General features: G+C 49.0%; 21 protein-coding genes and 1 pseudogene. 15 read left to right on the plus strand and 7 right to left on the minus strand.

Translation table 11 applies throughout. From position 1 onward, the window contains the following. Both B3A20_RS00700 and B3A20_RS00705 read left to right on the plus strand, forming a co-directional pair. On the plus strand, positions 1-750 hold a 750-nt coding region (locus tag B3A20_RS00700; protein ID WP_290760770.1), incomplete at its 5' end, for a hemolysin family protein. Positions 751-990: 240 nt separating this feature from the next. After that, complete coding sequence (locus B3A20_RS00705; RefSeq protein WP_290760772.1) at positions 991-1,980, plus strand: ORF6N domain-containing protein; 990 nt, start codon at positions 991-993, stop codon at positions 1,978-1,980. A 105-nt stretch (positions 1,981-2,085) separates the two neighbouring features. Here B3A20_RS00705 and B3A20_RS00710 read toward each other — a convergent pair whose 3' ends face one another. Continuing rightward, entirely contained in the window at positions 2,086-3,930 is a 1,845-nt protein-coding gene (locus B3A20_RS00710) for a DNA topoisomerase IV subunit B (RefSeq protein WP_290760774.1), read from the minus strand. Between the two features lie 304 nt (positions 3,931-4,234). Between B3A20_RS00710 and B3A20_RS00715 the strand changes: the two genes are divergently transcribed. The 5 genes and pseudogenes from B3A20_RS00715 to B3A20_RS00735 all read left to right on the plus strand — a co-directional run bounded on the left by B3A20_RS00715 (position 4,235) and on the right by B3A20_RS00735 (position 8,549). Continuing rightward, the gene (locus B3A20_RS00715; RefSeq protein WP_173561592.1) at positions 4,235-4,378 is read left to right on the plus strand and encodes a hypothetical protein; all 144 of its coding nucleotides are present in this window, start codon (positions 4,235-4,237) and stop codon (positions 4,376-4,378) included. Between the two features lie 120 nt (positions 4,379-4,498). Beyond that, a pseudogene (locus B3A20_RS00720) lies at positions 4,499-5,105 on the plus strand (aspartate/glutamate racemase family protein). A 141-nt stretch (positions 5,106-5,246) separates the two neighbouring features. After that, a complete protein-coding gene (locus B3A20_RS00725) occupies positions 5,247-6,080 on the plus strand; it encodes a TIGR02147 family protein (RefSeq protein ID WP_290760780.1) in 834 nt (277 codons plus the stop codon). Next, positions 6,067-7,020 carry a hypothetical protein gene (locus B3A20_RS00730; RefSeq protein WP_290760782.1) on the plus strand — a complete coding sequence of 318 codons (954 nt, stop codon included), beginning with the start codon at positions 6,067-6,069 and terminating at the stop codon, positions 7,018-7,020. Before B3A20_RS00725 ends, B3A20_RS00730 begins: the two co-directional genes overlap by 14 nt. Positions 7,021-7,046: 26 nt before the next feature. Continuing rightward, positions 7,047-8,549 (plus strand): hypothetical protein, encoded by a 1,503-nt coding sequence (locus tag B3A20_RS00735; protein ID WP_290760784.1) that lies wholly within the window; start codon positions 7,047-7,049, stop codon positions 8,547-8,549. Between the two features lie 92 nt (positions 8,550-8,641). On the opposite strand, the gene B3A20_RS00740 is transcribed toward B3A20_RS00735, so the two are convergent. Beyond that, the gene (locus tag B3A20_RS00740; RefSeq protein WP_290760786.1) at positions 8,642-9,085 is read right to left on the minus strand and encodes a hypothetical protein; all 444 of its coding nucleotides are present in this window, start codon (positions 9,083-9,085) and stop codon (positions 8,642-8,644) included. A gap of 77 nt (positions 9,086-9,162) precedes the next feature. Then, a complete protein-coding gene (locus B3A20_RS00745) occupies positions 9,163-10,041 on the minus strand; it encodes a hypothetical protein (RefSeq protein WP_290760788.1) in 879 nt (292 codons plus the stop codon). A gap of 419 nt (positions 10,042-10,460) precedes the next feature. On the opposite strand from B3A20_RS00745, the gene B3A20_RS00750 reads away from it, so the two are divergent. From B3A20_RS00750 to B3A20_RS00770, 5 genes are all read left to right on the plus strand, one after another. Next, positions 10,461-12,254 (plus strand): type II secretion system protein GspD, encoded by a 1,794-nt coding sequence (locus B3A20_RS00750; protein WP_290760790.1) that lies wholly within the window; start codon positions 10,461-10,463, stop codon positions 12,252-12,254. Positions 12,255-12,400: 146 nt separating this feature from the next. Then, positions 12,401-13,645: a hypothetical protein gene (locus B3A20_RS00755; RefSeq protein ID WP_290760792.1), complete on the plus strand. Its 1,245-nt coding sequence runs from the start codon at positions 12,401-12,403 to the stop codon at positions 13,643-13,645. Next, entirely contained in the window at positions 13,626-14,558 is a 933-nt protein-coding gene (locus B3A20_RS00760; protein ID WP_290760794.1) for a hypothetical protein, read from the plus strand. Before B3A20_RS00755 ends, B3A20_RS00760 begins: the two co-directional genes overlap by 20 nt. Further along, positions 14,555-14,896, plus strand: a complete 342-nt coding sequence (locus B3A20_RS00765) for a type II secretion system protein (protein WP_290760796.1) — start codon at positions 14,555-14,557, stop codon at positions 14,894-14,896. Before B3A20_RS00760 ends, B3A20_RS00765 begins: the two co-directional genes overlap by 4 nt. A gap of 25 nt (positions 14,897-14,921) precedes the next feature. Next, on the plus strand, positions 14,922-15,206 hold the full coding sequence (locus B3A20_RS00770) for a prepilin-type N-terminal cleavage/methylation domain-containing protein (RefSeq protein WP_290760798.1): 285 nt from the start codon (positions 14,922-14,924) through the stop codon (positions 15,204-15,206). A gap of 154 nt (positions 15,207-15,360) precedes the next feature. Here the strand turns inward: B3A20_RS00770 and B3A20_RS00775 are convergent, their stop codons facing one another. Next, positions 15,361-16,914, minus strand: a complete 1,554-nt coding sequence (locus tag B3A20_RS00775) for a glycosyltransferase (RefSeq protein WP_290760800.1) — start codon at positions 16,912-16,914, stop codon at positions 15,361-15,363. A 154-nt stretch (positions 16,915-17,068) separates the two neighbouring features. Here B3A20_RS00775 and B3A20_RS00780 point away from each other — a divergent pair, with 154 nt between their 5' ends. Genes B3A20_RS00780 through B3A20_RS00790 form a run of 3 tightly spaced genes read left to right on the plus strand, consistent with a single transcriptional unit; the run spans position 17,069 to position 18,561 of the window. Next, entirely contained in the window at positions 17,069-17,617 is a 549-nt protein-coding gene (locus B3A20_RS00780) for a sulfurtransferase TusA family protein (RefSeq protein WP_290760802.1), read from the plus strand. Positions 17,618-17,659: 42 nt separating this feature from the next. After that, positions 17,660-18,217, plus strand: a complete 558-nt coding sequence (locus B3A20_RS00785) for a hypothetical protein (protein ID WP_290760805.1) — start codon at positions 17,660-17,662, stop codon at positions 18,215-18,217. Between the two features lie 2 nt (positions 18,218-18,219). Next, on the plus strand, positions 18,220-18,561 hold the full coding sequence (locus B3A20_RS00790; protein ID WP_290760807.1) for a hypothetical protein: 342 nt from the start codon (positions 18,220-18,222) through the stop codon (positions 18,559-18,561). A 66-nt stretch (positions 18,562-18,627) separates the two neighbouring features. Here the strand turns inward: B3A20_RS00790 and B3A20_RS00795 are convergent, their stop codons facing one another. The 3 genes from B3A20_RS00795 to B3A20_RS00805 all read right to left on the minus strand — a co-directional run bounded on the left by B3A20_RS00795 (position 18,628) and on the right by B3A20_RS00805 (position 22,285). After that, entirely contained in the window at positions 18,628-18,927 is a 300-nt protein-coding gene (locus B3A20_RS00795) for a hypothetical protein (RefSeq protein WP_290760809.1), read from the minus strand. A 389-nt stretch (positions 18,928-19,316) separates the two neighbouring features. After that, positions 19,317-20,759, minus strand: coding sequence for an NADH-quinone oxidoreductase subunit N (locus B3A20_RS00800; RefSeq protein WP_290760811.1), 1,443 nt, complete (start codon positions 20,757-20,759; stop codon positions 19,317-19,319). Between the two features lie 11 nt (positions 20,760-20,770). Then, positions 20,771-22,285, minus strand: a complete 1,515-nt coding sequence (locus B3A20_RS00805) for a complex I subunit 4 family protein (RefSeq protein WP_173467920.1) — start codon at positions 22,283-22,285, stop codon at positions 20,771-20,773. Between the last annotated feature and the right edge of the window lies 1 nt (position 22,286).

Below are 22,286 nucleotides of genomic sequence, written 5' to 3' on the forward strand. Positions count from 1 at the left end.
AAAGAAGAACGCCAGATGATTCTCAATATCTTCGACTTCGTGGAAACGCCGGTGCGCGAAATCATGACGCCGCGTGTGGACATGTGCGCGATTGATGTGGACACGTCGCTTGAGGACTTGGTGAAGGTGTTGAACAACGAACGCCATTCTCGCTTGCCGGTTTACAAGGAAACGGTCGACAACATTGTCGGTATCCTTTCGAACCGCGACTTCTTGGAATGGTACACGGAACATCGCGACGAACCGTTTGACTTGATGAAGCTCGTGATGCCGCCGGTCTACGTGCCGTACCACAAGAAGATTGATGACCTGTTGACGGAACTCCGCAAGACGGGTAACCAGCTCGCGATTGTCGTGGATGAATACGGCGGCACGGCTGGTCTTGTGACGCTCGAAGACATTCTCGAAGAAATTGTCGGCGAAATCCGCGACGAAGACGACATGGACGAAGACGAGGACGTGCAGAAGTTGAAGGACGGACGCTACATTCTCGACCCGCTGATGACGCTCTCGGATTTGGAATACGAACTCGATGTGGAACTCAAGCCGCCTGAGAATTCCCACGTGGAAACGCTTTCCGGCCTCATCCAGGCAACGCTTGGAATCATCCCATCGCCAGGCGCCGAAGTCAAAATTCAGGGTTACACGTTCCGCGTTCTGCGCATGGACGGCACCCGCATGGAAAAGGTCATGATGATCCTCCCTGCCGGCGTGAAAGGCCCCAAGACGCAGACACTCCACAAGGTGTAGAGTCGAGTTCGCCTCTATTCTTGTCATGCCCACCTCCGAGTGGGCATCTCCATTAAAAAATAAAAAGCTCGCGATTATTAAATCGTGAGTTTTTAATTTTAAATATTGTTTTTTTGAAATTGTTTTTTGTATATTGAGACCATTGGTGATTGTTATTCACCTCAAAAAGATTAAAGAGTTATCAAATTGCCGGTTTTTTATATGAAAATATAAAAGCCGGCTTTTTTTGTGGGAGCAAAAATGAAAAACAATATGGGTAATGAGGTTGTCTCGTTGAATCCTTTGACTGCGACTGAAATTGAAAAGATGATTTTTGTCATTCGTGATAAGCAAGTATTGCTTGATCGCGATTTGGCTACGCTTTATGGGGTAGAAACTAAACGCATCAATGAACAGGTGAAGCGTAATATTGAAAGATTTCCTGAGGAATTCTGCTTTCAGTTGGATTTGGAGGAGGCTTCTCGTTGTTCAAAGTCGCAAATTGCGACTTTGAACGCTAGTGGCAATAAACGCGGTTTTAATGTGAAAAAATTGCCTTATGCATTCACGGAACAAGGGGTTGCAATGCTTTCTGCCGTATTGCATAGTGAAAATGCCATTAGAGTAAGCATAGGCATTATGAATGCTTTTGTAGCTATGCGTCATTTTATGATGCAAAATGGCTGCATTGTCAATCGCCTTTCAAATGTAGAAGCGAAGATTATTAATCAGGATGAACGGATGCTTGCGCAAGACCGAAAAATGCTTGAACATGATCAAAAAATAGATGAACTTTTTGAAGCTATGGATCGGGGCGAATTGCGTTCAAAGGGCTTGTTCTATAATAACCAGGTTTTCGATGCTTATGTATTTGTGTGTGGTTTGATTAGGCAGGCCAAAAAGAGAATTGTCCTAGTTGATAGATATGTGGACGAGAAAACTTTGACAATGATGCTTAAACGGCAAAAAGATGTTTCTGTAACAATCTATACCTATGATAAAAGTAAAGTTTTTGGAGTTGACTTGTCGGTGTATAATGCTCAATATCCGAATTACCCAATAAAGATTTTGCCCAGCTATGGTATGCATGATAGATTTCTGTTTATTGATGAAACCGCATATCATTTTGGGGCTTCGCTCAAAGATTTGGGTTCTAATACCTTCTTTTTTAGCAAGGAGGAGTTTACTTTGGATGAGGTTATGAAGAAAAGTGATGAAATTGCGAAAGAAAAAGCGCAGAATGAGAAATAAAATGTCATTCTATAGCCTCTAGCTTTAGAATGACATTAAAAAAATGGTAGCTAAGTTCTAAGAGCGCAGTGGCCTGAGGTATACCAACTGCGCCGCCGGCACCAACTACAGTTCTTCGACAGCTTCTGCTCTCAGGTTCAGCACGATGTGTTCCTGGCGCATTGGCGTGTTGTTGCCCATGTAGTATTCCAGCATTTTGCCGAGCGAAGCGTCGGGCGGAATGCTCACCGTTTCAAGGCGCATGTCCTCGTTGATGAACTGTCCGAATTCTTCCGGGCTGATTTCGCCAAGACCTTTGAATCGTGTAATCTCGAGACCGGTCTTGCCGATTTCCTTTGCGGCCTTGTCGCGTTCCGCTTCGTCGTAGCAGTATTTGGTCACCTGCTTGTTGCGCACGCGGAAAAGCGGTGTCTGTAAGATGTACAAGTGCTTCTGTTCCACAAGTTCCGGGAAGAACTGCAAGAAGAACGTCATGAGCAAAAGGCGAATGTGCATACCGTCCACATCAGCATCGGTCGCGATAATCACTTTGTCGTAACGCAAGTTCTCGAGACCGTTTTCGATGTCGAGCGCGTGCTGCAACAAGTTGAATTCTTCGTTTTCGTACACAACCTTTTTCGTCATGCCAAAGCTGTTGAGTGGCTTACCGCGGAGGCTAAACACAGCCTGCGTCTGCACGTTACGAGCCTTGGTGATAGAGCCGGATGCGGAGTCACCTTCTGTAATGAAAATCATCGATTCGCGGTTGAGCGCGTTTTTGACGTCGGTAAGGTGGATCTTGCAGTCGCGAAGCTTGCGGTTGTGCAAGTTTGCCTTCTTGGCGCGTTCGTTTGCAAGCTTCTTGATGCCTGCGATTTCCTTGCGTTCACGTTCGTTCTGCGTGATGCGGTTGAGGAGCGCTTTTTCGGTTTCGGGATTCTTGTGCAAGAAGTTGTCGAACTCGCTTGCAACGTAATCCACAACCCAGGAGCGCAGCTGGGCGCCACCCGGAGCGACTGTTGTCGAGCCGAGCTTTGTCTTTGTCTGGGATTCAAAGACCGGTTCCTGGATGCGCACCGAAATGGCACCGATGATACAATTGCGCACGTCCTGCGGGTCCAAGTCCTTCTTGAAATGGTCGCGGGCGCCTTTGACAAGGCCTTCGCGGAATGCCTGTTGGTGTGTACCGCCCTGCGTGGTGTGCTGACCGTTTACAAAGCTGTAGTAATGTTCGCCGTACTGGTTCCCGTGCGTGAAGGCGCATTCAATATCCTTGCCCTTAAAGTGGATCACCGGGTAGCGGATGGAATCGTCCACGTGCTTGTTCAAAAGGTCCAAAAGGCCGTTCGGGCTCGTGTAGACCTTGTCGTTCATGATGAGCTGGAGGCCGTTGTTCAAGTAGGCGTAGTTCCAGACCTTTTCTTCCATGTAGGCCGGGAGGAAACGGTAGTTCTTGAAAATGTCGGCGTCCGGTTCAAAGTAAATTTCGGTACCGTTCTTTTCGGTCGTTGCACATTCCTTGTAGTCCTGCACAAGCACGCCACGGCAGAATTCAGCCTGCTTCATGCGGCCATCGCGGTAGCTTTTGACAATGAATTTGGTAGAAAGTGCATTCACGGCCTTTGTACCCACGCCGTTCAAGCCGACGGATTTCTGGAACGCTTCGGAATCGTACTTACCACCTGTGTTGATCTTCGACACGCAGTCAATGACCTTGCCGAGAGGAATGCCGCGCCCGTAGTCGCGCACGCGTGCCGCATGGTCGTCAATATTGATTTCAATCTTCTTGCCGGCACCCATCACGAATTCGTCGATGGAGTTGTCGATAATTTCCTTGACGAGCACGTAAATGCCGTCGTCCGGGCTCTGTCCGTCGCCAAGTTTACCGATGTACATACCGGGGCGCAGACGGATGTGTTCATGCCACTCTAGGGATTTGATGCTGTCTTCTGTATATTTCGTAGCTGCCATTAATCAATCTCTTTAAAATTCAATTCCATATATAGCAAACGATTTTTCTGAGCAACCATAATTGTGCTTTTTGCGTTTGCTATGATCGTCAATCAAATATATAAAAATTTTAAATACTGCACGTAAGTGCATGTTGAATAGGCCAAAAAGAGGAGTGTAAATTGGTTTTCCTCCTAATTTTCAAATTCTCGCGCGGGTCATCTTTGCTGAAGTTGGAGCGCGTTGTGGCGATGTCGGTTTGACGTAACAGTTGATTTATTTTATTTTTGGTATCGGCTGTTGGGAGTTTTGAAGGAGAATTCTTATGGACGCAATTCAGGTTGCGCGTGAACGATTGAAACTTATCAAGCTGCTCGCCCAAAATGGCCGTGATATTGCTATGGGCAAGGTGATCCCCCAAAAAGATGTTTTCAAGTCTTTGGACCGCGAAGCCGCTATTCTTCCGTAAAATTGTTGCATCATTGACCCCCGTAAAGTCTTGTTTTTTTTGACATCTAAAAAATATTAGTTATTATTTCGTTGTATTTGGCTAATGAATGTTAGCTTGCGGTTAATAACGGAGAAATTTATGAAGACGGTTGGTTTGATTGGCGGAATGAGCTGGGAAAGTACAATCACGTACTATGATGTTTTGAATAAAGAAATTGTCAGCGCGTTGGGCGGTTTTCACAGTGCAAAAATCTTGATGTACAGTGTCGATTTTGCTGAACTTGAGGCGAACATGTCCAATGGCAATTGGGAGGGCATTGCTGCTATTCTCGCAGACGCGGCGAAATCATATCCCGATTCTGCACATTGCCGATGCGGTTGCCACAAGCGTTATTCGCGATGGCTTTACGAAAGTCGCGCTGATCGGCACTAAATTCACGATGACACAGGACTTTATCAAGGATCGCCTTAAGAGCGCTGGCCTCGAAGTGATTGTGCCGGACGCTCCAGATATTGAAATTGTGAACAACGTTATTTTTAATGAACTTTGCTTGGGTAAGGTTCTCGGTTCGTCTCGTGCGGAATACCAGCGCATCATTGAGAGCTTAAAAGAACGTGGAGCTGAGTGCGTTATTCTTGGTTGCACCGAAATCGGCATGCTTATCTCCGCAGAAGATAGCGTGCTCCCCGTGTACGATACGACCATCATCCATGCTAAAGAAGCCGCCCGCCAATCGCTGGGTTGATTGTTCTATATGCTACACGATGTAGTATATGCAAAATTTTTGTGCGAAATTTTTAGAAAAACACCTAAATTTTGCAAAAAACTTTAATTTTGTAGCATAAATAGACTTGATTTTTGAAAAAACGGTTTTATATTTTTTAATATGAAACCGATTGTCGAATATACCGATTTCCGCATGTACATGCGCGATTACTACGAGGAACGCAAGCGCTGTTCCGCGTTCTCTTGGAGAGAATTCTCCAAGAACGCAGGATTCAGTTCTCCCTCGTACATGAAGGTTGTTTGCGACGGTAAAAGCAAGTTGAGCCGTATCGGTGTGGAGCGCACGGGGGCTGCTATGGGGCTTGCTGGTTTTGAGATGGATTATTTCAGGGCAATGGTCAAGTTCGGCCAAGCCGAGACGGAAGAACGCAAAAAAAACGCCTACGAAGAAATGCTTTCTATCGCAAAGACGTACAAAGTCCGCACGATTGAAGGCGAGCTGTTCAAGTACTATGATACTTGGCACAACTCGGTCGTCAGGGAACTAGCTCCGATTATGCCGGGCGCCACTCCTGGCGAAATGGCGAAGATGTGTTATCCGCAAATCTCTGCTGCGGAAGTTCGTGATTCTCTCGACTTTCTCACGAAATCGGGACTCCTGAAAAAAGAAGATGAAAATTTTGTCCAGTCCGAAACTTCGATCAAGGGCACAACGGATGCAACGCGACTTGCCATGAGAAATATGCACCGCCAAATGTCCAGACTTGCGACATCGGCACTTGAACTCCCCAAGGAAATTCGTAACTTTAGTGGAGTGACCATGGGGCTTTCGCGCGAGTCGTTCCATAAAATCGAATGTGTACTGCATGAATGCCGTCGCCAGATTATTGCCATCGCTGCTGAAGAAAAGAATATTGAACAAGTTTATCGCTTGAATTTGCAATTATTCCCCCTGACGAAAAACGTGAAGGAGAACGAAAATGAAGAAGTGTAGTTTGTATGAACTTATAACGCTCACGCTAATCTTTTCGTTGAGCTTCTTTACGAGTTGCTCTTCGGATAAAGTTGCGGGTACGTCCGAAGATACGAATGAATTTGCTTATAGAGTTTCGTCGAGCTCCGAAGAGGAATTGTCTAGTTCGGGGAAAATGTCCTCAAGTTCTTGGGGTAACGCTCATCTTGGTATAGAGTCTAGCAGTTCTGTGAAATCTAGCAGTTCACGAGTCGTTTCCAGTTGTTCAAGTGCTGGATCCAGTAGCACGCGCACCATTTCGAGTAGTTCTCACGCAATCTCTAGCAGCTCGAATGCTGAATCCTCGAATAGCTCGCAGCTAGAGTCTAGCAGCTCTTTAGATTCGGTAAATGAAGGCTCGGCATCTCCTAAAACGCTAGAGGATTATTTGAAGTTGCTCAATATCGCTTCGGATTTAGTTGTTGTTGAAATGTTGTCTGTGAAATTTGATTTTAATGATAATGTAAATCTAGAGCCGGAAAATCCAGTGCCGCCGGGAGTGACGGAATTCGATAGCCCGTGGCCGCTCAAAATTGTAAAACAAAACCTCTATGGACTGGAAGAATTTTTCCCGATGGCTTATAAGCACTTCCCGGAAATCATTGATGCGATCAAAAACGAGACTCTTGATGAAAACTGTGGGCTTTATATGTTAAATGTTTATGCGGACGGATTTTCAAGAGGCTATGTTGTTTCTGGTATTGCCAAGGATACCATCAAGGTACTCGATGTTCCGGCCGGAAACTGTAAAGCGATTCCGCCTACCGAAAAGGCTCGATTCCTGTTCTACTACTGTGGCGAAATTAGTAGCCATGCTGATGTGGTTCACGTTCCTGTTGAAATGAATTTGTCACAAAAATGTTCGGCTTTAAAATCTAATGAGGAATGGGTGAATATAAAGTCACCAGTTCAAGCTAAATAGAATTTAATAAAAAAGGAGATATAATCATGAAACCGATTAAATACATCGGCGCTACCTTGGTTGTAGCCGCCGCGTTTGGAATCGTGGCTTGCGATACTGATAACATCAGCGCTCCCGAGTACAATAATGTCAATTCCTCGGCTGTTGAACAGCTAAATCCGCTGCAGTCCTCCAGTTCCGAGGCGAAAATTCAACCGCTGTCAAGTAGCGAATTTGTTGAAAGTTCGTCTGCCAAAAGCGAAAGTTCGTCTTCAGTTGCGAATCTGTCCAGCTCAAGCATTTTTGAGACTTGCAAGCATGTGAGCGATAATGTGTGCGAACCTTGCCCCTCTGGTGAAACGTGTGCTTGCCATCCGTGTAGAATCGGCGTGGAGCATGAAAGCAGGGATTGCCTTACGGGCGCGACTCTTTATTGTCGTGAAGGCGAATGGAAGACCGTTGCAGAAATTTGTCCGAATGGCCGTTGGACTACCCACTGTAACGGCATTTGGGCACAGGAGCCTGTTTGTTGTGAAGAAAAACTTGAGGAAACATGCCGTCACATCTCGGATTATGACGGCATGACCGCACAAGGTAACTGCGTGAATCAGAATGGCCGCACCGCAGTCGACTGTGTGACGGGGGAAAATTACGAATGTAAAAACAACAATTGGCAGCCGGTTGCCTGCATGGACATCAAGCCGACTGAATGCAAGCCGGGAATGGTTGGTTGTGACTATCGCCTTTGCCAGCCGGACGGCGTCCGGGAAATTGCCGACTGCGAAAGTGGCGCAATTTACGTATGCAACGGCGAAATGTGGGAAATCAAGAAAACGGAAGAAAATCAGCATTGCGCTCGTGGCGAGCTTGAATATTGCGCCGCATGTTTTGAAGAAGGTGCGTTCAATGGTCATTACAAATGCGTTCAGGGCAAATGGCTAAAAATGGGCATGGGCGACGAAATCTGCGAACATATCACCGATTTCCGGTGCGCAGAAGGAAAGACGCGCTGCAGTATAGCTTGCGATGAAAACCTGCAAAAACGTACCCAGGACTGCAAAACGGGTGAAATGTATGTCTGCCAAAGTGGTTTATGGACTTTAGAGCTTCTTGATTGTGATTCCGATGCTGACGGCTGCGGACGTGAAATTTTGCAGCCGACGTGCGATGCGCAAAATGGCGGTAATTGTGCACTCCCGCTTATGGACTACGAACGCTGCGCTCGCGGAGAAAAGGAATTCTGCAATAGCAATAATAGCTGGTTGAGCGAGTCTTGTGAAGAAAGCGAATTGAGCAGGGACCTCCGCATTGAAATGCAGGATGGCTCTTACCGGTCTGAAAATTATATCTGCGTGAAAGGTCGCTGGGTGGAACGTTATAAATATTACGAATGCGGTGAAAAAGAATCTTGTGTCACGGCATCTGTGCGTTGCCCGAGTCTAGGTGTTGAGGGGACCGCTTGCAGTGAAAACGGTTCGTCCAAAGTTGTCGACAGTTGCGCATTTACGTGTAGCAATGGCGTCTATAAGTATACGCCTGCACCGCTGTAATTTTAGATTTTAAATAAATTGCAACGAAGCTGAAAAATCCATTGGGCTGTGCTCAATGGATTTTTATTTTGGGGGAGGAGGCAAGAAAAATTTTAAATCTTGGGGCCTTTGGGGAGCGGAATGTGCTCGTTTGGACGTGGAACATCGAACGGCGGATTTTCGGGCTTGTGCTTTTCCCGTTCTTCGCGATTCTTTTCGAGAGGCCCTTTTCCGTTGTTGAACAGGTTCTCTCGTGCGTTGACTTTGCTCTCGTTTAAGACGTTGCTCGTTTTTTGCAGGTTGATGTCTTGCTGGATATCCTTGATTTCGGCTTGGGCGTTTGCTTTGATGTCCGAAAGGATTTGTTGCCGCGCCTGCTTGCGCTCTTCACGTAAGCGCTGCCAGTCTTCTTTCTGCTTCTGTCCAAGGTTTGGAACGTCTTGCGTCATTTCGGACCTTTCTGCGGGTGTAGCGATATCAGATTCCGGTTGGGCAAACGGAACCGTTACGAATACCGAGCTGGTCAAAAGTGCAATAAGTTTGTTTGCGTTTTTCATAGCGTTAACCTTGAAAAGACTCGGAAAAAAGAGGGCGACGGTTGCTCCCGTCGCCCAGTTTTTTAGGAGGAAAGTCCTTATTCAACCTGTGCTACGGTCTTTTCTTCTTTTACGGCTTCTTTTTCTGCTTTCTGTGCTTCGCGTTCAGCCTTCTTTGCCTCGAGTTCTGCCTTGCGGGCTTCACGTTCGGCTTTCAGAGCTTCTTCGCGTTCAGCGCGCTGTGCTTCGAGCTCAGCCTTCTTAGCTTCCATTTCAGCCTTGCGAGCTTCGCGTTCGGCCTTCAAAGCTTCTTCGCGTTCTGCGCGCTGAGCTTCGAGTTCAGCACGCTTGGCTTCCATTTCGGCCTTCTTAGCTTCGCGTTCAGCTTTCAGAGCTTCTTCGCGTTCTGCGCGTTGTGCTTCGAGTTCGGCACGCTTGGCTTCCATTTCGGCCTTCTTTGCTTCGCGTTCGGCCTTGCGGGCTTCTTCACGTTCAGCACGCTTAGCTTCTTCTTCGGCGCGCTTGGCTTCCATTTCGGCTTTCTTAGCTTCGCGTTCAGCTTTCAAAGCTTCTTCACGTTCTGCACGCTTTGCTTCGGCTTCAGCCTTCTTTGCTTCATGTTCGGCCTTCTTGGCTTCCATTTCAGCCTTGTGAGCTTCGCGTTCTGCCTGGAGTTCTTCTTCCGTCTTCGGGGTCGGCGGGAGAATTTCCGGCTTCGGCGGCTTCGGGGCTTCTACCTTGGCTTCGTCCTTTTCGAGCTTGATTTTGTCGAGGAGACCCTTGCGGGCTTCCTTGCTTTCTTCGCGCATCTTCTTGAAGTCTGCCTTGTCGACAACTTCAGCTTGGACTTCTTCCGAAATTTCAGCGGAGATTTCGGCCTTGACGCTCTTCATGTCAGAAACATCGCTCTTGGCGGATGCAGTGGCAAAGAAGGCGAGCGTAGAGATTGTGAGGATTGCAATGAATTTTGATTTCATGATTCTTCCTATGATTGAGGTGGATTCTTGTTTTACACCCTCTCTTTAGCAAGAACCGTGCCAGTTTTTGAAAAATGCCGAAATTGCATGAAATTCGCCACTTTTGCACGGAAATACCGATTCTTTTGCCATAAAGCCCATAAAAAAACGAGGTAATTCGCCTCAGCGGGGACAAAAGTTCCGAAAATTTATTGGGTTGTTGGTTTTGGGTCAATGGTTCTTAGATTATAAACCAATAACTAATGACCAATGACTAAAGGCCTCCGCCTTGCTTTTGCGTTCGCAATTTTGTACATTGACTCCGCAACTTATTATATCGTTTCTTAGATCCTTAATATTATCCCGGGCAGGGGCCGCAATTGTAGCGCCAAAGAGCGTTCGCATTGAAAAAGCGGGCATGCGCATTTTAGGAGAATCGTATGCTTCTAAGGATTCTGGGAATTTCCCTTTTGACATTGTTGTTGTCTTCGTCGCTGGCGGGCGCTTCGTCTTCGGTTGCGCGTTCTGTTAGTACGCCGAAAACGTTCTCGAGGTCTGCTCGGACTTCATCGGGGGCGGTTACGCTTGATTTTGCTGATGTCGCGCTCTCGGAGGTGGCGCGGACTCTTTCGCTTGCGTATGGGACGTCAATTTTGACGGATGATGCGGGCGATGTGCACGTGACATTTCACTTGGAGGGCGTGGGGCTTTTTGAAGGGCTGACTTCGCTTTGTGCGGCACATGGGCTGGATTTGGTGCTGGAGGGCCGTGTGTACCATATTCGGCGCTCGCGCGTGCAGAATGGTTCGATTGCGCTTACGGATTCTGGGGTGGTCGTTGATGTTAAAAACATGAATGTGCGCGAGTTTGTGAAGGAATTTGGACTGAATACGGGCGTGAATGTGCTTGCGGATTATGACGTGGATGGCGTGGTGACGGGAAACCTGAGGCGAATGGTTCCGGAAAAGGCGTTTCGTGTGCTGATGGAGTCGAACGGTTTTAAGGTGCGTGGCGAGCGCGGGTGCTTGCGTGTCTCGCGTGGGGGAAGGGCTGTGTCTGGGGTGTTGCGCAATGACTCGCCGGAAGTGGAAATTTCTGTGGAACGTGCAGGCGACCTTTATTCGGTGGATTTGCAGTCTGCTCCGCTCAAGACGGTGCTCAAGGCGGTTACAGAAGAGGCTGGGCTCAATTTGGCGGTCTATGGCGACTTGAATGAAACGGTGCAAATGTCGTTCAAGGATGTTTCTCTACCGGAACTTTTAGCGTCGCTTTTTCGCGGGAGTGCATTTGCGTTTCGGCTGGATTCAACGTCGCTTCTGGTTTCGGAGGCGGGGGCAAAGGCGATTGCCGGCGTGCGAGTATTCCCGCTAAAGCATGCATCACCCGAGAAAGCGATGGCTCAACTTTCGAAATTTATGAAGGGGGCGGAACTGAATGCTTCGGAATATCGCGAGCAGAATGCAATTGTGCTTGGCGGTTCGCCGCAGGCGATGGCGCGTGCTGAGGAGTTCTTGAAGATGATTGACGTACCTCAAATGCAGGTGACGCTTGCGTGTGTGATTGTGGAGTTTCGCAAGGGGCGCGGCTTTGCAATTGGCGTGCGGAGCGGGGCAACGCGGAATGTGGGCGAGCGCGATATCCAGGTGCGTGGCTTCTTTGATTTCTTGGGCAAGGATATTTCGAAATCGGGGGCGTTCGGAAAAATCGGAATCTTGCCGGATCGCTTTGAGCTGGAACTCTCGTCCATGGAAGAGAACAACGAGGCGAAGGTACTTGCACGACCGCGCGTGACAACGTTGAACGGCAACAAGGCGGAACTTAACGTGACGAATACGGTCTATTATCTTGTCAGTCAAGTTTCTGCGGATGGGTATCCGATTACGGATTATCGCTCGTTTAACGATGGCATTTCGCTAGAGCTTACGCCGACAATGACGCAGGATGGCTTAATAACGTTGTCTGTGTCGCCGGAAATCAAGACGGCGGGCAGGAGCACGGGCGATGGGCCGCGGGACATCAGTTCACGGAATATGAAAACGACGGTGGTGTTGCGTGACGGTGAAACGCTTTGTTTGGGCGGACTCATTCGCAAGAACAAGACGGAGGTGCGGCAAGCGGTACCGTTTTTGGGGAGTATCCCGTTGCTTGGACGCTTGTTTAGCTACACCTCCGAAGAAGAGGATGAAAGTGAACTTGCGATTTTCATTACGCCAACAGTTGAAGTTAAACGATAAATGTTTTTTTCTTCGTCATCCTGACCCTGAAAGGGGAAGACAACTCAGAAGGCGAGTGTTGCAAAAATGAGTTTACTCATTTTTATAACCGAGCCAAAGAGTTGGGGCTTTAGCCCCATCCAGTGAAGTCTAGTAAACGAAAAAAAATGGAGGGTAAATTTTTGTATTGGAAAAAGCGAATCTCGCCTGTTACAGCGCGGATGATGACGTGGGAAGTGACGACATCATTTGACGGGACTCTTACTGAGACGGAATTGCGCAAACGTTTTGACGAGGATTTTAGGGATGTATTTGTTGCGGAAAGTCGCGTTTTCTTTTGGCCGCTAGTTTCGTTCAATGCATTGGACGGGCGTAAGCATCGCTATCTCGTGGCGGTAGCGGATGAACCGTTGGAAAAATACCGAAAAATGTTTGACCGTTGTTTGCCCATACAAATTGCGTTGTATGCAATTGCTGACAAAATATTGCGAGGCGAATGGGATAGCTCAAATTGCATGAAATGTGATGAAACGTGCGCAGGGTGTGGCAGCGAATGTGCTGAGTTCGGTAATAACTGCGCAAAAAATGGGAATTTGTTGCTTGTCGCCCTTTGGGAACATCGCCTGTACATTCTTGTTTTTATGGAAGGGCGTTTGTGCCATTGGTCAGAAGAATTTGGCTATGGAGAATCGTTTGATGACGCTTGTCGGGAACGTGTTGCGCGCTTTAAAGAATTTTTGAAAGTCGATGAACTATTTGCAAAATCGGGCACTGCAGGAGTTTTTGGAGAATTTATTGTTTGTTGTAAGAATGCTAGCGCTGATGAAAATTTAATGAATATGGATAAACTTTTTCAGAAAGCAACTCAAGACCCATTTTGGCGTGGCAAAGATTTAGATGAATGCAATTCAATGAAACCTTGTGAACGGCAACGGTGGACTATGCGTGCTGTGGCGGTTCTTATTTTGTGTGTGGCTATTTTTGCAATTTGTGATGATTTGACGGATGTACTTTATGCAAAAATTATTGATGGTGAGTCGCGTAATTCGTTTGTGGATGTGCCGCCAGTTGAATTGAGTCTGCCTGCTGCGCGTGATTTGGAAATGCTTGCATGGGCGGAAGGCCACCGCGATTTGCTCCCTTCAAAATGGACACTTGGGCGGGCGGGACTCGCTGATGATGACGCTTTTGGAAATCGGCGAATTTCACGCGGAGCCTGTGATTCATCAACGTTTAATTTGCTTGGAATTGTAGGTGGGCGAGTGGCGCTTGTGAAAACATCTGCGGGTGAAATGAGAACGCTTTCGGTCGGTGATTCGCTTTTGCAGTACCGCGTGAAACGTATTGGGATGGATGATGTCGTGATGCGTTGTGGTCGCAAGGAGGTCCGTTATGCGCTCAAAATGCGGTAACGTTCTTCCGCTTGTGTTGGGCTTGTTACTTGTGCTTTCTATTCTCATGACTGCGATGCTTCGCATGCCTGGGACTCTCCGTCGGACGGTTTTGCTTGTTGCAAATGAAACTCAAGAAATGTACTTCGCTGAGTCGGCTGTACTTGCTAAGCTCGAAGGATTTCCGGAGGGCTATTTTAAGGAACTTCCAACGGTTGAATCTCGGATTCTCGGACCTTGGACGGAATGGCGTGTTCGCGATAAATATCAGTTTTTGCTGGGGAGTGAATACGGGCGATTCTCAACTTCGGAATGGGCGCGTTGCGCCGTGGTGCTGGAGCAGAATTTGCATGAACGCATTTTGCAGTCAGCTGGACTGAAAAATTTGTCGGGAAATCGTCGTTTTTTTAAGTTAGATTCTTCGGATGGGCTTTCTGCGGAACGCACGATGGCGATAAACGTGAGCGCTGGCGATTTGACGCTCGACCTCGGTGATTTTTCAGTTCGTTCTTTTATGGCAAAAGTCGAGGGTGATGTCAAAATTCGCGGTAACGTCCACTTCGATACGCTGCGGATTTATGCGACCGGCTCTGTGAGCGTTCAAGGAAATGTGACCGCAGACTTTGCTGAATTCTTTGGGCTTGCAGGCGTGGCTGTTTCAGGGAATGTTTTGATTGCGGGGACGCTCCTCTCGAAACAGAATATTGAAATTTCGGGCCGTGCTCAGGTGAATTTTCCGAGCATAGCGCTTGCTGTTGGCTTTCGCGAGAACCGCTTGTCCTTACTTGAAAAGTCTGCATTTGAAGGTTTGGCAATCGCACCATCCGGAACTGTCGAGCGCGATTCTTCGTCAAAAATTCTTGATTCGACGCAAGCGCTCTTACCCTTTTGCATGGACACTCGCAATGTCGTATTTTCCCGGAGGCGCTTGTGACTCAATCTCGTCATGGGTTTACGTTGCCCGAGGTTTGTGTGGCGCTCGCAATTTTTCTCGTTGGAACAACGGCGCTCCTTGGCGGTTGGAACTTCTTCAATCGCGAAGTGGCTGACGAGCGAATGCGCTTGGATGAGTTCTATGATGTGCTAGAAACAATGGAATCGTTGGTGGCGAACCGCCCGAATTGTGCGGACTCTCTGACTGGCGAGCGTTCTCCAGATTCGTCGTCGGCTCTTTCTGTTCACTTAACCCGTGTTCCAGGTAACCCGCATTTAGCGTGGGCGGTTGTGACGCATGAACATTATTCTCTCAAGCGCCTCGTGCGCTGTCGGTGAGGTTCGGAGGCTTTCTTATTTGCAAATGAATCTAGCTCTGCCTAAATCTTCTCGACACGGCTTTACGCTCTTGGAAATGCTTGTCGCCATAACGGTTGCCGCGATCCTCACGACCGTCTCGTTGAACGTTTATTCGATGTTCCATCATGGCGTTCTCGAAACAAGCCTCCATTACGAACAGTTCGTCTCGGAAAAAGTCAAAGAACTCCGCTGCCGCACCCGCTTTGTGCGTGGCCTCCCGCCATGCGATACCATCTCGGGCGGATTTCGCGCATCCTTAGAACCAGTCCGGCTGCGCTTCTATAAATAACTGGACGCCTCGTTCTTCGAACTCGGCATGACTATGAGCTGCGCGACTCTTGCCTTGCATCTGCGGTTTTCTCAAAGCAAAAAAAAGCCCCGCGCTTGCGGAGCTTCTTGAATAGCGTTCGGCGAATCTCGCCGCATCTTGCGTAAACTATAGTTTAGTTCGTAGCCTGTTCTTCGACGCATTCAGAGCACTTAATGGCTTTGCGAACTTCGAAGATGTTGCTGATGTAATGCATAAAGCTAAGCACGCTCACCGAGAGAAATCCGATTGCATAAAGGGCGAGGAACGGTCCAATGATGTACTTGCTGGCGTTGATGTATTCGAGCAAACCGAAAATGCAGTAGACGCCGACGAGGAGTTCGATAAGTGCCATCCACGGGAACTTTTGTGCGTAATGGCTCTTGGCCTTCTTCTTGGCGCCTCCGTTCTTCGGGGTACGGACGAAGCTGCCCTTTGTGCCGAGAACTGCGGCAAACACTGCGCGGGAGTTGCTGACTGCGATGCCAACGCCGAGAGCCATCAAGATGGGGAGCGAAAGCAGGCGAATCTTCCAACCGGTGTAGCCGGAGCAACGCTGGGCGACAAAGTAAAGGACAGAAGGTGCGATTGCGGCGAGGAAGATGAATGCGAAACCAACCGTGTATGCCCAAGTGGGGAGGTGTCCGACCGGTTCAAAGAAAGCAAGCAACGGCCAAGCGCAGAGTGCTGTGAACAACATGCAGGGGTGGATCGAGTAGTGCGTCGTGTGAAGGATGGCGCCAATCTTCACGCGGAGCGGAACCTTGGAGCGCAAAACCTTCGGCAAAATCTTGATAGCGGTCTGGATGGAGCCCTTTGCCCAACGGAACTGCTGAGCCTTGAATGCATTGATGTCGTTCGGGAGTTCCGCCGGAACAATCACGTCGAACACAAACTTCATCTTCCAACCGGCAAGCTGAGAACGGTAAGAAAGGTCCATGTCTTCGGTCAGCGTATCGCCTTCCCAGCCGCCACCGCCGTAAATAGCGGCCTTGCGCCAGACACCGGCGGTACCGTTGAAGTTCATAAAGAGCTTGCCCCAGCTACGTGCGGACTGTTCCACCACGAAGTGGCCGTCGATACCGATAGACTGGGCGAGCGTAAGACCGGATTCAGTGCGGTTCAAGTGACCCCAGCGGCCCTGAACAAGGCCGACCTGCGGATCCATGACCAAGTACGGGACGGTCTTCAGGAGGAAGTCTTTTTCGGGAACGAAGTCGGCATCGAAGATGGCGAGGAATTCGCCCTTTGCGACGGCCATGCCTTCCTTGAGAGCGCCAGCCTTGAAGTCCTTGCGGTTCGTGCGGTGGATGAGCTTGATGTCATAACCGCGGGCGGCGAGTTCAGCAACTTTCTTCTTGGTGACTTCGTAGCATTCGTCCGTGGAGTCGTCCAAGACCTGGATTTCGTGCTTGTCCTTGGGGTAGTCGATAGCGCAGACTGCTTCGAGGAGTCGTTCAACGCAGTTGGCTTCGTTAAAAATCGGGAGTTGGGTTGTGACCTGCGGGAGGTCTGCGATGGAATGTTCGCGGTAGTACTTCAAGATCGCTTTGCGGTCCGAAAGTCGCGTCTTGCGGCTGTTCTTGAGGAACAGGTAGATGCTATAGTAGCAGCTAAACCCGTAAATCACCAATCCCACGCCTGCGATAACGTAGACGACGAACATTGCGTATAGTAGTATAGTACTCATTCTACTGTAACCTTTGCATTTATTGAATGCTTGCGGCCAAATATAGAAACGCAATGTGACCTTTGCTACATTTTTCAGGAATTTTGGCCCATTTTTTGCTTTGGAAAGTGTATTTTTACATAGGTTTGGTTAGACTTTTTTACAATGGCGAAATATGCAAAAAATGGCAGATGAACGCAAGAATAATTTAACATCTCCAATCGCTCGCTGGATCGAAGCGAACCGCGAAACCGCAGGTTTTACAGAATCTTTACGTAAATTATTAATGTATGCATGCGTGGAATGGATCCGTCGCGGTACATCGGCGCTCCTCACCCCCGAAGAAGCTCTGTCTAAAATAGTATGTTGCGGACTTTCGGAGTTCCCGGTGGGGGAATGGGCTGAAAATCCCGAAAAATACACCGACGAAATCGCCGATTTCTGTGAAAAAGTGAAAGTTTTGCCGTTGCCAGCCGCCCTCCAGGGCGAAATTCCCTCCCTTTTGGATCTCCGTGGTGTAAAATGCCCCCTCAATTCCGTCCGTTCGCGAATCGTCATGTCCGGTTATCCGGCGGGTCGAACGCTCAAAATTTGGCTCGATGAGGGTTCCCCGATCGAAAATGTGCCCGGATCGCTCATTGCCGACGGCCATAAAGTGCTTTCACGCGAAAAAAAAGGCGATTATTGGGAAATCTCGGTGGTCAAATCGGATTCTAAAGTATAGATTGTTTATGTGGAAAACAGAGTATTAGTTATAGGCGATGAAATGTTCGGCCCCAAGGGCGAAGCGGCGAACCGTTTTGTGGAAGCCGTGCTGTGCCGGGAACCCAGCCGACCTATACAGTTTTCCGTAAATGTGCCTGTTGCGGTCTCGTTATCGCAAATCAAAGCGCGTCTTTCTTCCGATGTCATTGGTAAAAATGCCGGCCGCATTATCATGGGGCTTGGACTGCGTGAACTGAACCGCGGTGGTACCGATGGCGCCTCGATTGCCTCGCTTTACGAAACGGTCGTGAACGAACTTGTGAACAAGACTCAGTCGCGACTTTTTTTGCTCACGATTCCCCCGGAAATGTTCCCGATTGCGGTAAGCGAGGTGGAATATCTCAATATGATGATTCGTGAGTTTTGCGCTGCAAACGCACCCCGCGTAACACTTCTCGATTTTGCTGAATTTGCCGAAGCGTTCAAGGAAAAGCAGATGGAACGCGGCAAGTTCGGGCGTAGCCTTTTTATGGAAGACGGTGAACCGACATCGCTTTGCTGCATGCTTTTAGCGCTATATTTGCAGGATAAACTTGTAGAAGATTTAAAGGAGATGTAATTATGGGTCTTTTTGACAATCGTTTTGCTAGTAAAAATGCGGCCATGAGCCGTGCGTTCTCCATTGATTCCGAAAAGGACAAGCAGAAACGCAATACTGCCCGCGAGCCTGCCGCCCCCAAGATGGGAATTTGCGACAAGTGCCACAAGGAAGCCTTGCTGCGCTCTTACCGCTCTAAGGAAATGTCTGTGTCCGATGGAGCCGCGAGTTTTGGGACGGTGGTGAAGCACCTCTGCGAAGATTGCGCTCCGCGTTCCAAGCGCTTCGAAGATACGAACGTCGCCTCAATGGATAAAAAGCAGGTCAAGAACCTCATGCGCTCCGCAAAGAAGGGTTTGCTGTAGTAAAAACAAGCTGAAATTAGAGCTTTGAACTTTAAAGGGATATGCCCGCGAAGGCGGGCGTATCCTTTAATATTTAATGATATGACAATTGTTGCTTGTCGAAAATCGCCCGCTAGCGTCTCGATTGAACGTCTTTGACTTTGGATCTTTTGTGGTGCGCAATCGGTGAATTGTTTGCGTCTGATTTCCCTGAATAACGGTGTATTCGCCTACTGCAGAAAGCTTGGGAATGTAATCGCAATGTGTATTTTCGTCCCATACGTTGTAATATAATGCAGAGTAGTTTTTAACGTAAAGCGTATCACCGATATTTAACTCAAGATCGCTTGGGTGGAGAATCCATGTTGAGTCTGCGACCTTTGACATAAGGGTTTCTTTTTCGGAATGAATTTTAAAATTGTGTAGTACTGCTCGAGCGCCGCGACTTGTTTTTGCGGATTCTCTTTGAGTGTATTTTACGGTAACGTTGCAACCGGGAATTGCTTTCATGCATATTGGATCCGTACTGAGGTCAATATGCGCTTCAGCGACAATGCCCGAAATATCTATGGTGTTGCCCAAATTAGGGAATGAGGACATGTCTGTGTTTTCGGTAGGCTACTCATTCTGAATTTGCATTCCTTTGGGAGTGCTGCTGATTTTGCAGGACTGAGCCATAGTATCGCTCAATGCAATAAGAATGAGTATAACCGACCAAGTCGGGGGCATTTGCATAGTTTTGTACCCTTCGACATGCTCAGGGTACTTGTCAATTCTTAATTCATAAATCCGGCAAAGATGTTGTTGCTCAGGAACGGAACAAAGCCGAGGAGGATTACCGCGATGCTCAGCAAAATGATGACTTCGCGCTGGCGCTTGGTGAGACGGAGTGGGTTCAAATGTCCGTCCGGTTCATCGACCCAGGCTGCCTTGATGAGCTGCAAGTAGTAGAAGAGCGCAATGACGTTGTTCAAGACGGCGAATGCTACGAGCGTGTAATGGCCTGTCGAAGCTCCGCTGAAGAACAGGTGGAACTTGCCGAAGAAGCCGGCGAGAGGCGGGATGCCTGCCAAGCTGAACATCGAAATCGCAAGGGCGATGGCGAGGCTCGGGTTTTGCTTTGAAAGTCCGCGGAGCGACTGGAATGTTTCTTCGCGGTGATGCCCGATGATGCCGAATACGAAGAATGCGAGGTAGTTCGAAACGGCATAGACAAAGAGGTAATAGATGATTGCCGTCTTTGCGGTTGTTGCTGGGCCAAGCAAGGCGACCATGATGTAGCCTGCCTGAGCGATAGAGCTGTAAGCCATGAAGCGGCGGAGGCGGCTCTGCTTTAATGCTCCGAGGTTTCCGACGAAGAGCGTGACGCCTGCGAGGAGCGCGATGAGCGGTGCAATTTTATCTTGAATCGGGGAGAGCGGACCATAGACGAGCACGACGAGGAACGCAATGGCGGTTGCCTTCGAGGTCACGGAAAGTACAGCGGTTACCGGTGTCGGAGCGCCTTCGTAAACGTCCGGGGCCCAGGTGTAGAACGGGAACAGTGTGAGCTTGAATCCGATTCCGCAGAAGAGGAACAGCACGGCAATCCACAAGAGCGGGCTAGAGCCGCTTGCGACTGCTGCCTGGATTTCATCGAAGTGGAGGCTTCCGGAAAAACCGTAGAGGTAGCTGAAGCCGAACAGTTCAAATGCTGTTGCGACAGAGCCCATCAAGATGTACTTGGTGGCAGCTTCGGAACCGTACTGGTCGCGTTTGTTCCAGGCGGCGAGTGCGTACATCGGGATGGTCGCAATTTCGAGGCCGAGGAAGAATGTGAGCAAGTCGCAAGCACTCACGACTGTGAATCCGCCGAACGTCGCAAAAGCGATGGCGCCAATGAATTCGGCAATCTGGTGCATGGGCGGCTTCTTGTCTCCGCCGTGTTCGAAGTAGTCCTTGGAAAGCCACATGCCAAGCAGAGCGCTCACCATGAGCACTTCGCGCATGAGCACGCCGAAGTCATCCACTTTCCAGTTGCAGATAAAGAGCTTTCCGCTGCCGCCTGCAAGTGGGATGAAGTTTAGCAGGAGGAATATGGCGATAAAGCCGATGTTTGCCAGGCGCCAGGGCAACTGCGAACGCGTTGTTACGAACAAGCGTATCCCGATTACGATGAACGGGAAAATCAGCAGCAAAACGTCAGGTAGAATGAAGTTTGGAATTGCAAAATTTGTCATAATTAAACCTACTATAAACCTGCCGATGAAATCTTTTCAAAAATCGGAGCTATGCTCTGGTCCAGAAGTTCCGAAATCCAGCCGGGGCAAACACCGATGAACAACAAGCAGGCAACGAGAACGACGATGACCAACTTTTCGCGGAAGCATCCGTCAGTGAGGCTTTCGTACTTCTGCGGGAGCGGGCCGTGAAGCATACGGTTCGCTGTTTGCAGAATGTAGACGGCTGTCGTCGTGATGGAGAGAATGGCGAGAATTGTCACGATGCGTGTGAGCGTGGAATCTTGCTGGAACGCACCAATGAAGATGGTGCTTTCGGCAATGAATCCCGAGAATCCCGGGAGGCCAAGCCCTGCAAAACCGGCAAGCACAAAGCCAACGCCGAGGAACGGCATCTTGCGCATGATACCGCCCATTTCCGTGATGTCACGGGTGTGGGTGCGTTCGTAAATCATGCCAATCGTTGCGAAGAAGAGGCCTGTCAAGAATCCGTGAGATATCATCTGGAGGCTAGCGCCGCGAAGTCCAATGGGCGTCATGGCGGCAAGGCCCAAGAAGATGAGGCCCAAGTGGCTGATGGAGCTGTAAGCGGTGATGTACTTGAGGTCCTTGTGGCGGATGGCGATGAACGGGCCGAGAACCACGTTAAAGATGAGGAGTGCTACAACGTACGGGAGCCAAATCTTGGCGGCTTCAGGCATGAGGAACATGGCAACGCGGAGGCATCCGTAGGCACCCATTTTCATCATCACACCGGCGGCGAGCATTGAAACAGCGGTCGGTGCAGCGGAGTGACCATCCGGGCTCCAGAAGTGGAACGGGAATAGCGAACTCGAAACGGCAAATCCCATGAACATGAGCGGGAATGCCCACATCTGGAAATCCATCGGGAGAGTCGTCTTTGCAATTTCAATGAGGTTCCAGCTTGTAGCGCCACTTTCGAAGTAAAGTCCGAAGAGCGTTGCAAGAATCATCGAAGAGCCAAACGCAAGTGTCAACGTGAGCTTTTTACCACCGTAGTCGCGCTTGCCGCTGCCGTAGCAGGCAATCATGAGGTACATGCAGAGTGCTTCCATTTCGTAGAACACGAAGAAGAGCACCAGGTCAAAGCTCATGTACACGCCGTAAACGCTTGTTGCCAAAAGTTGGATAAGCGCAAAGAAAATCTTCTGATTCCCTTTGATCTTGAGACTTACAAGCACGCCCGCCCAGACGATGAACGCCGTGAGCGCAAGCAACAGCATGTTGAGACCGTCAGCGCCAACAATGTAGTGGGCGTTGAACATCGAGAGCCACGGGATGTCCGTAAAGAATCGGAGTGCAAGCGGTGCGGCTGCCGGATCTGTCGGAGTTCCCGAGAGAGCGTAGATGGCGTAAGTCAAGTAGCAGACAATTGCAAGGACAATCGTTGCCGACGTGACATGGATGGTTCGGAGCGTCTTTTCGTACGTGGCGGGAATCAGTACGCAGGCGAGAACCGTTAAGAGGGGGAGAACCCAAATGGAGTTAAAAAGTATTGTATTCATG

This window comes from Fibrobacter sp. UBA4297 (assembly GCF_002394865.1).
Classification (GTDB): domain Bacteria; phylum Fibrobacterota; class Fibrobacteria; order Fibrobacterales; family Fibrobacteraceae; genus Fibrobacter.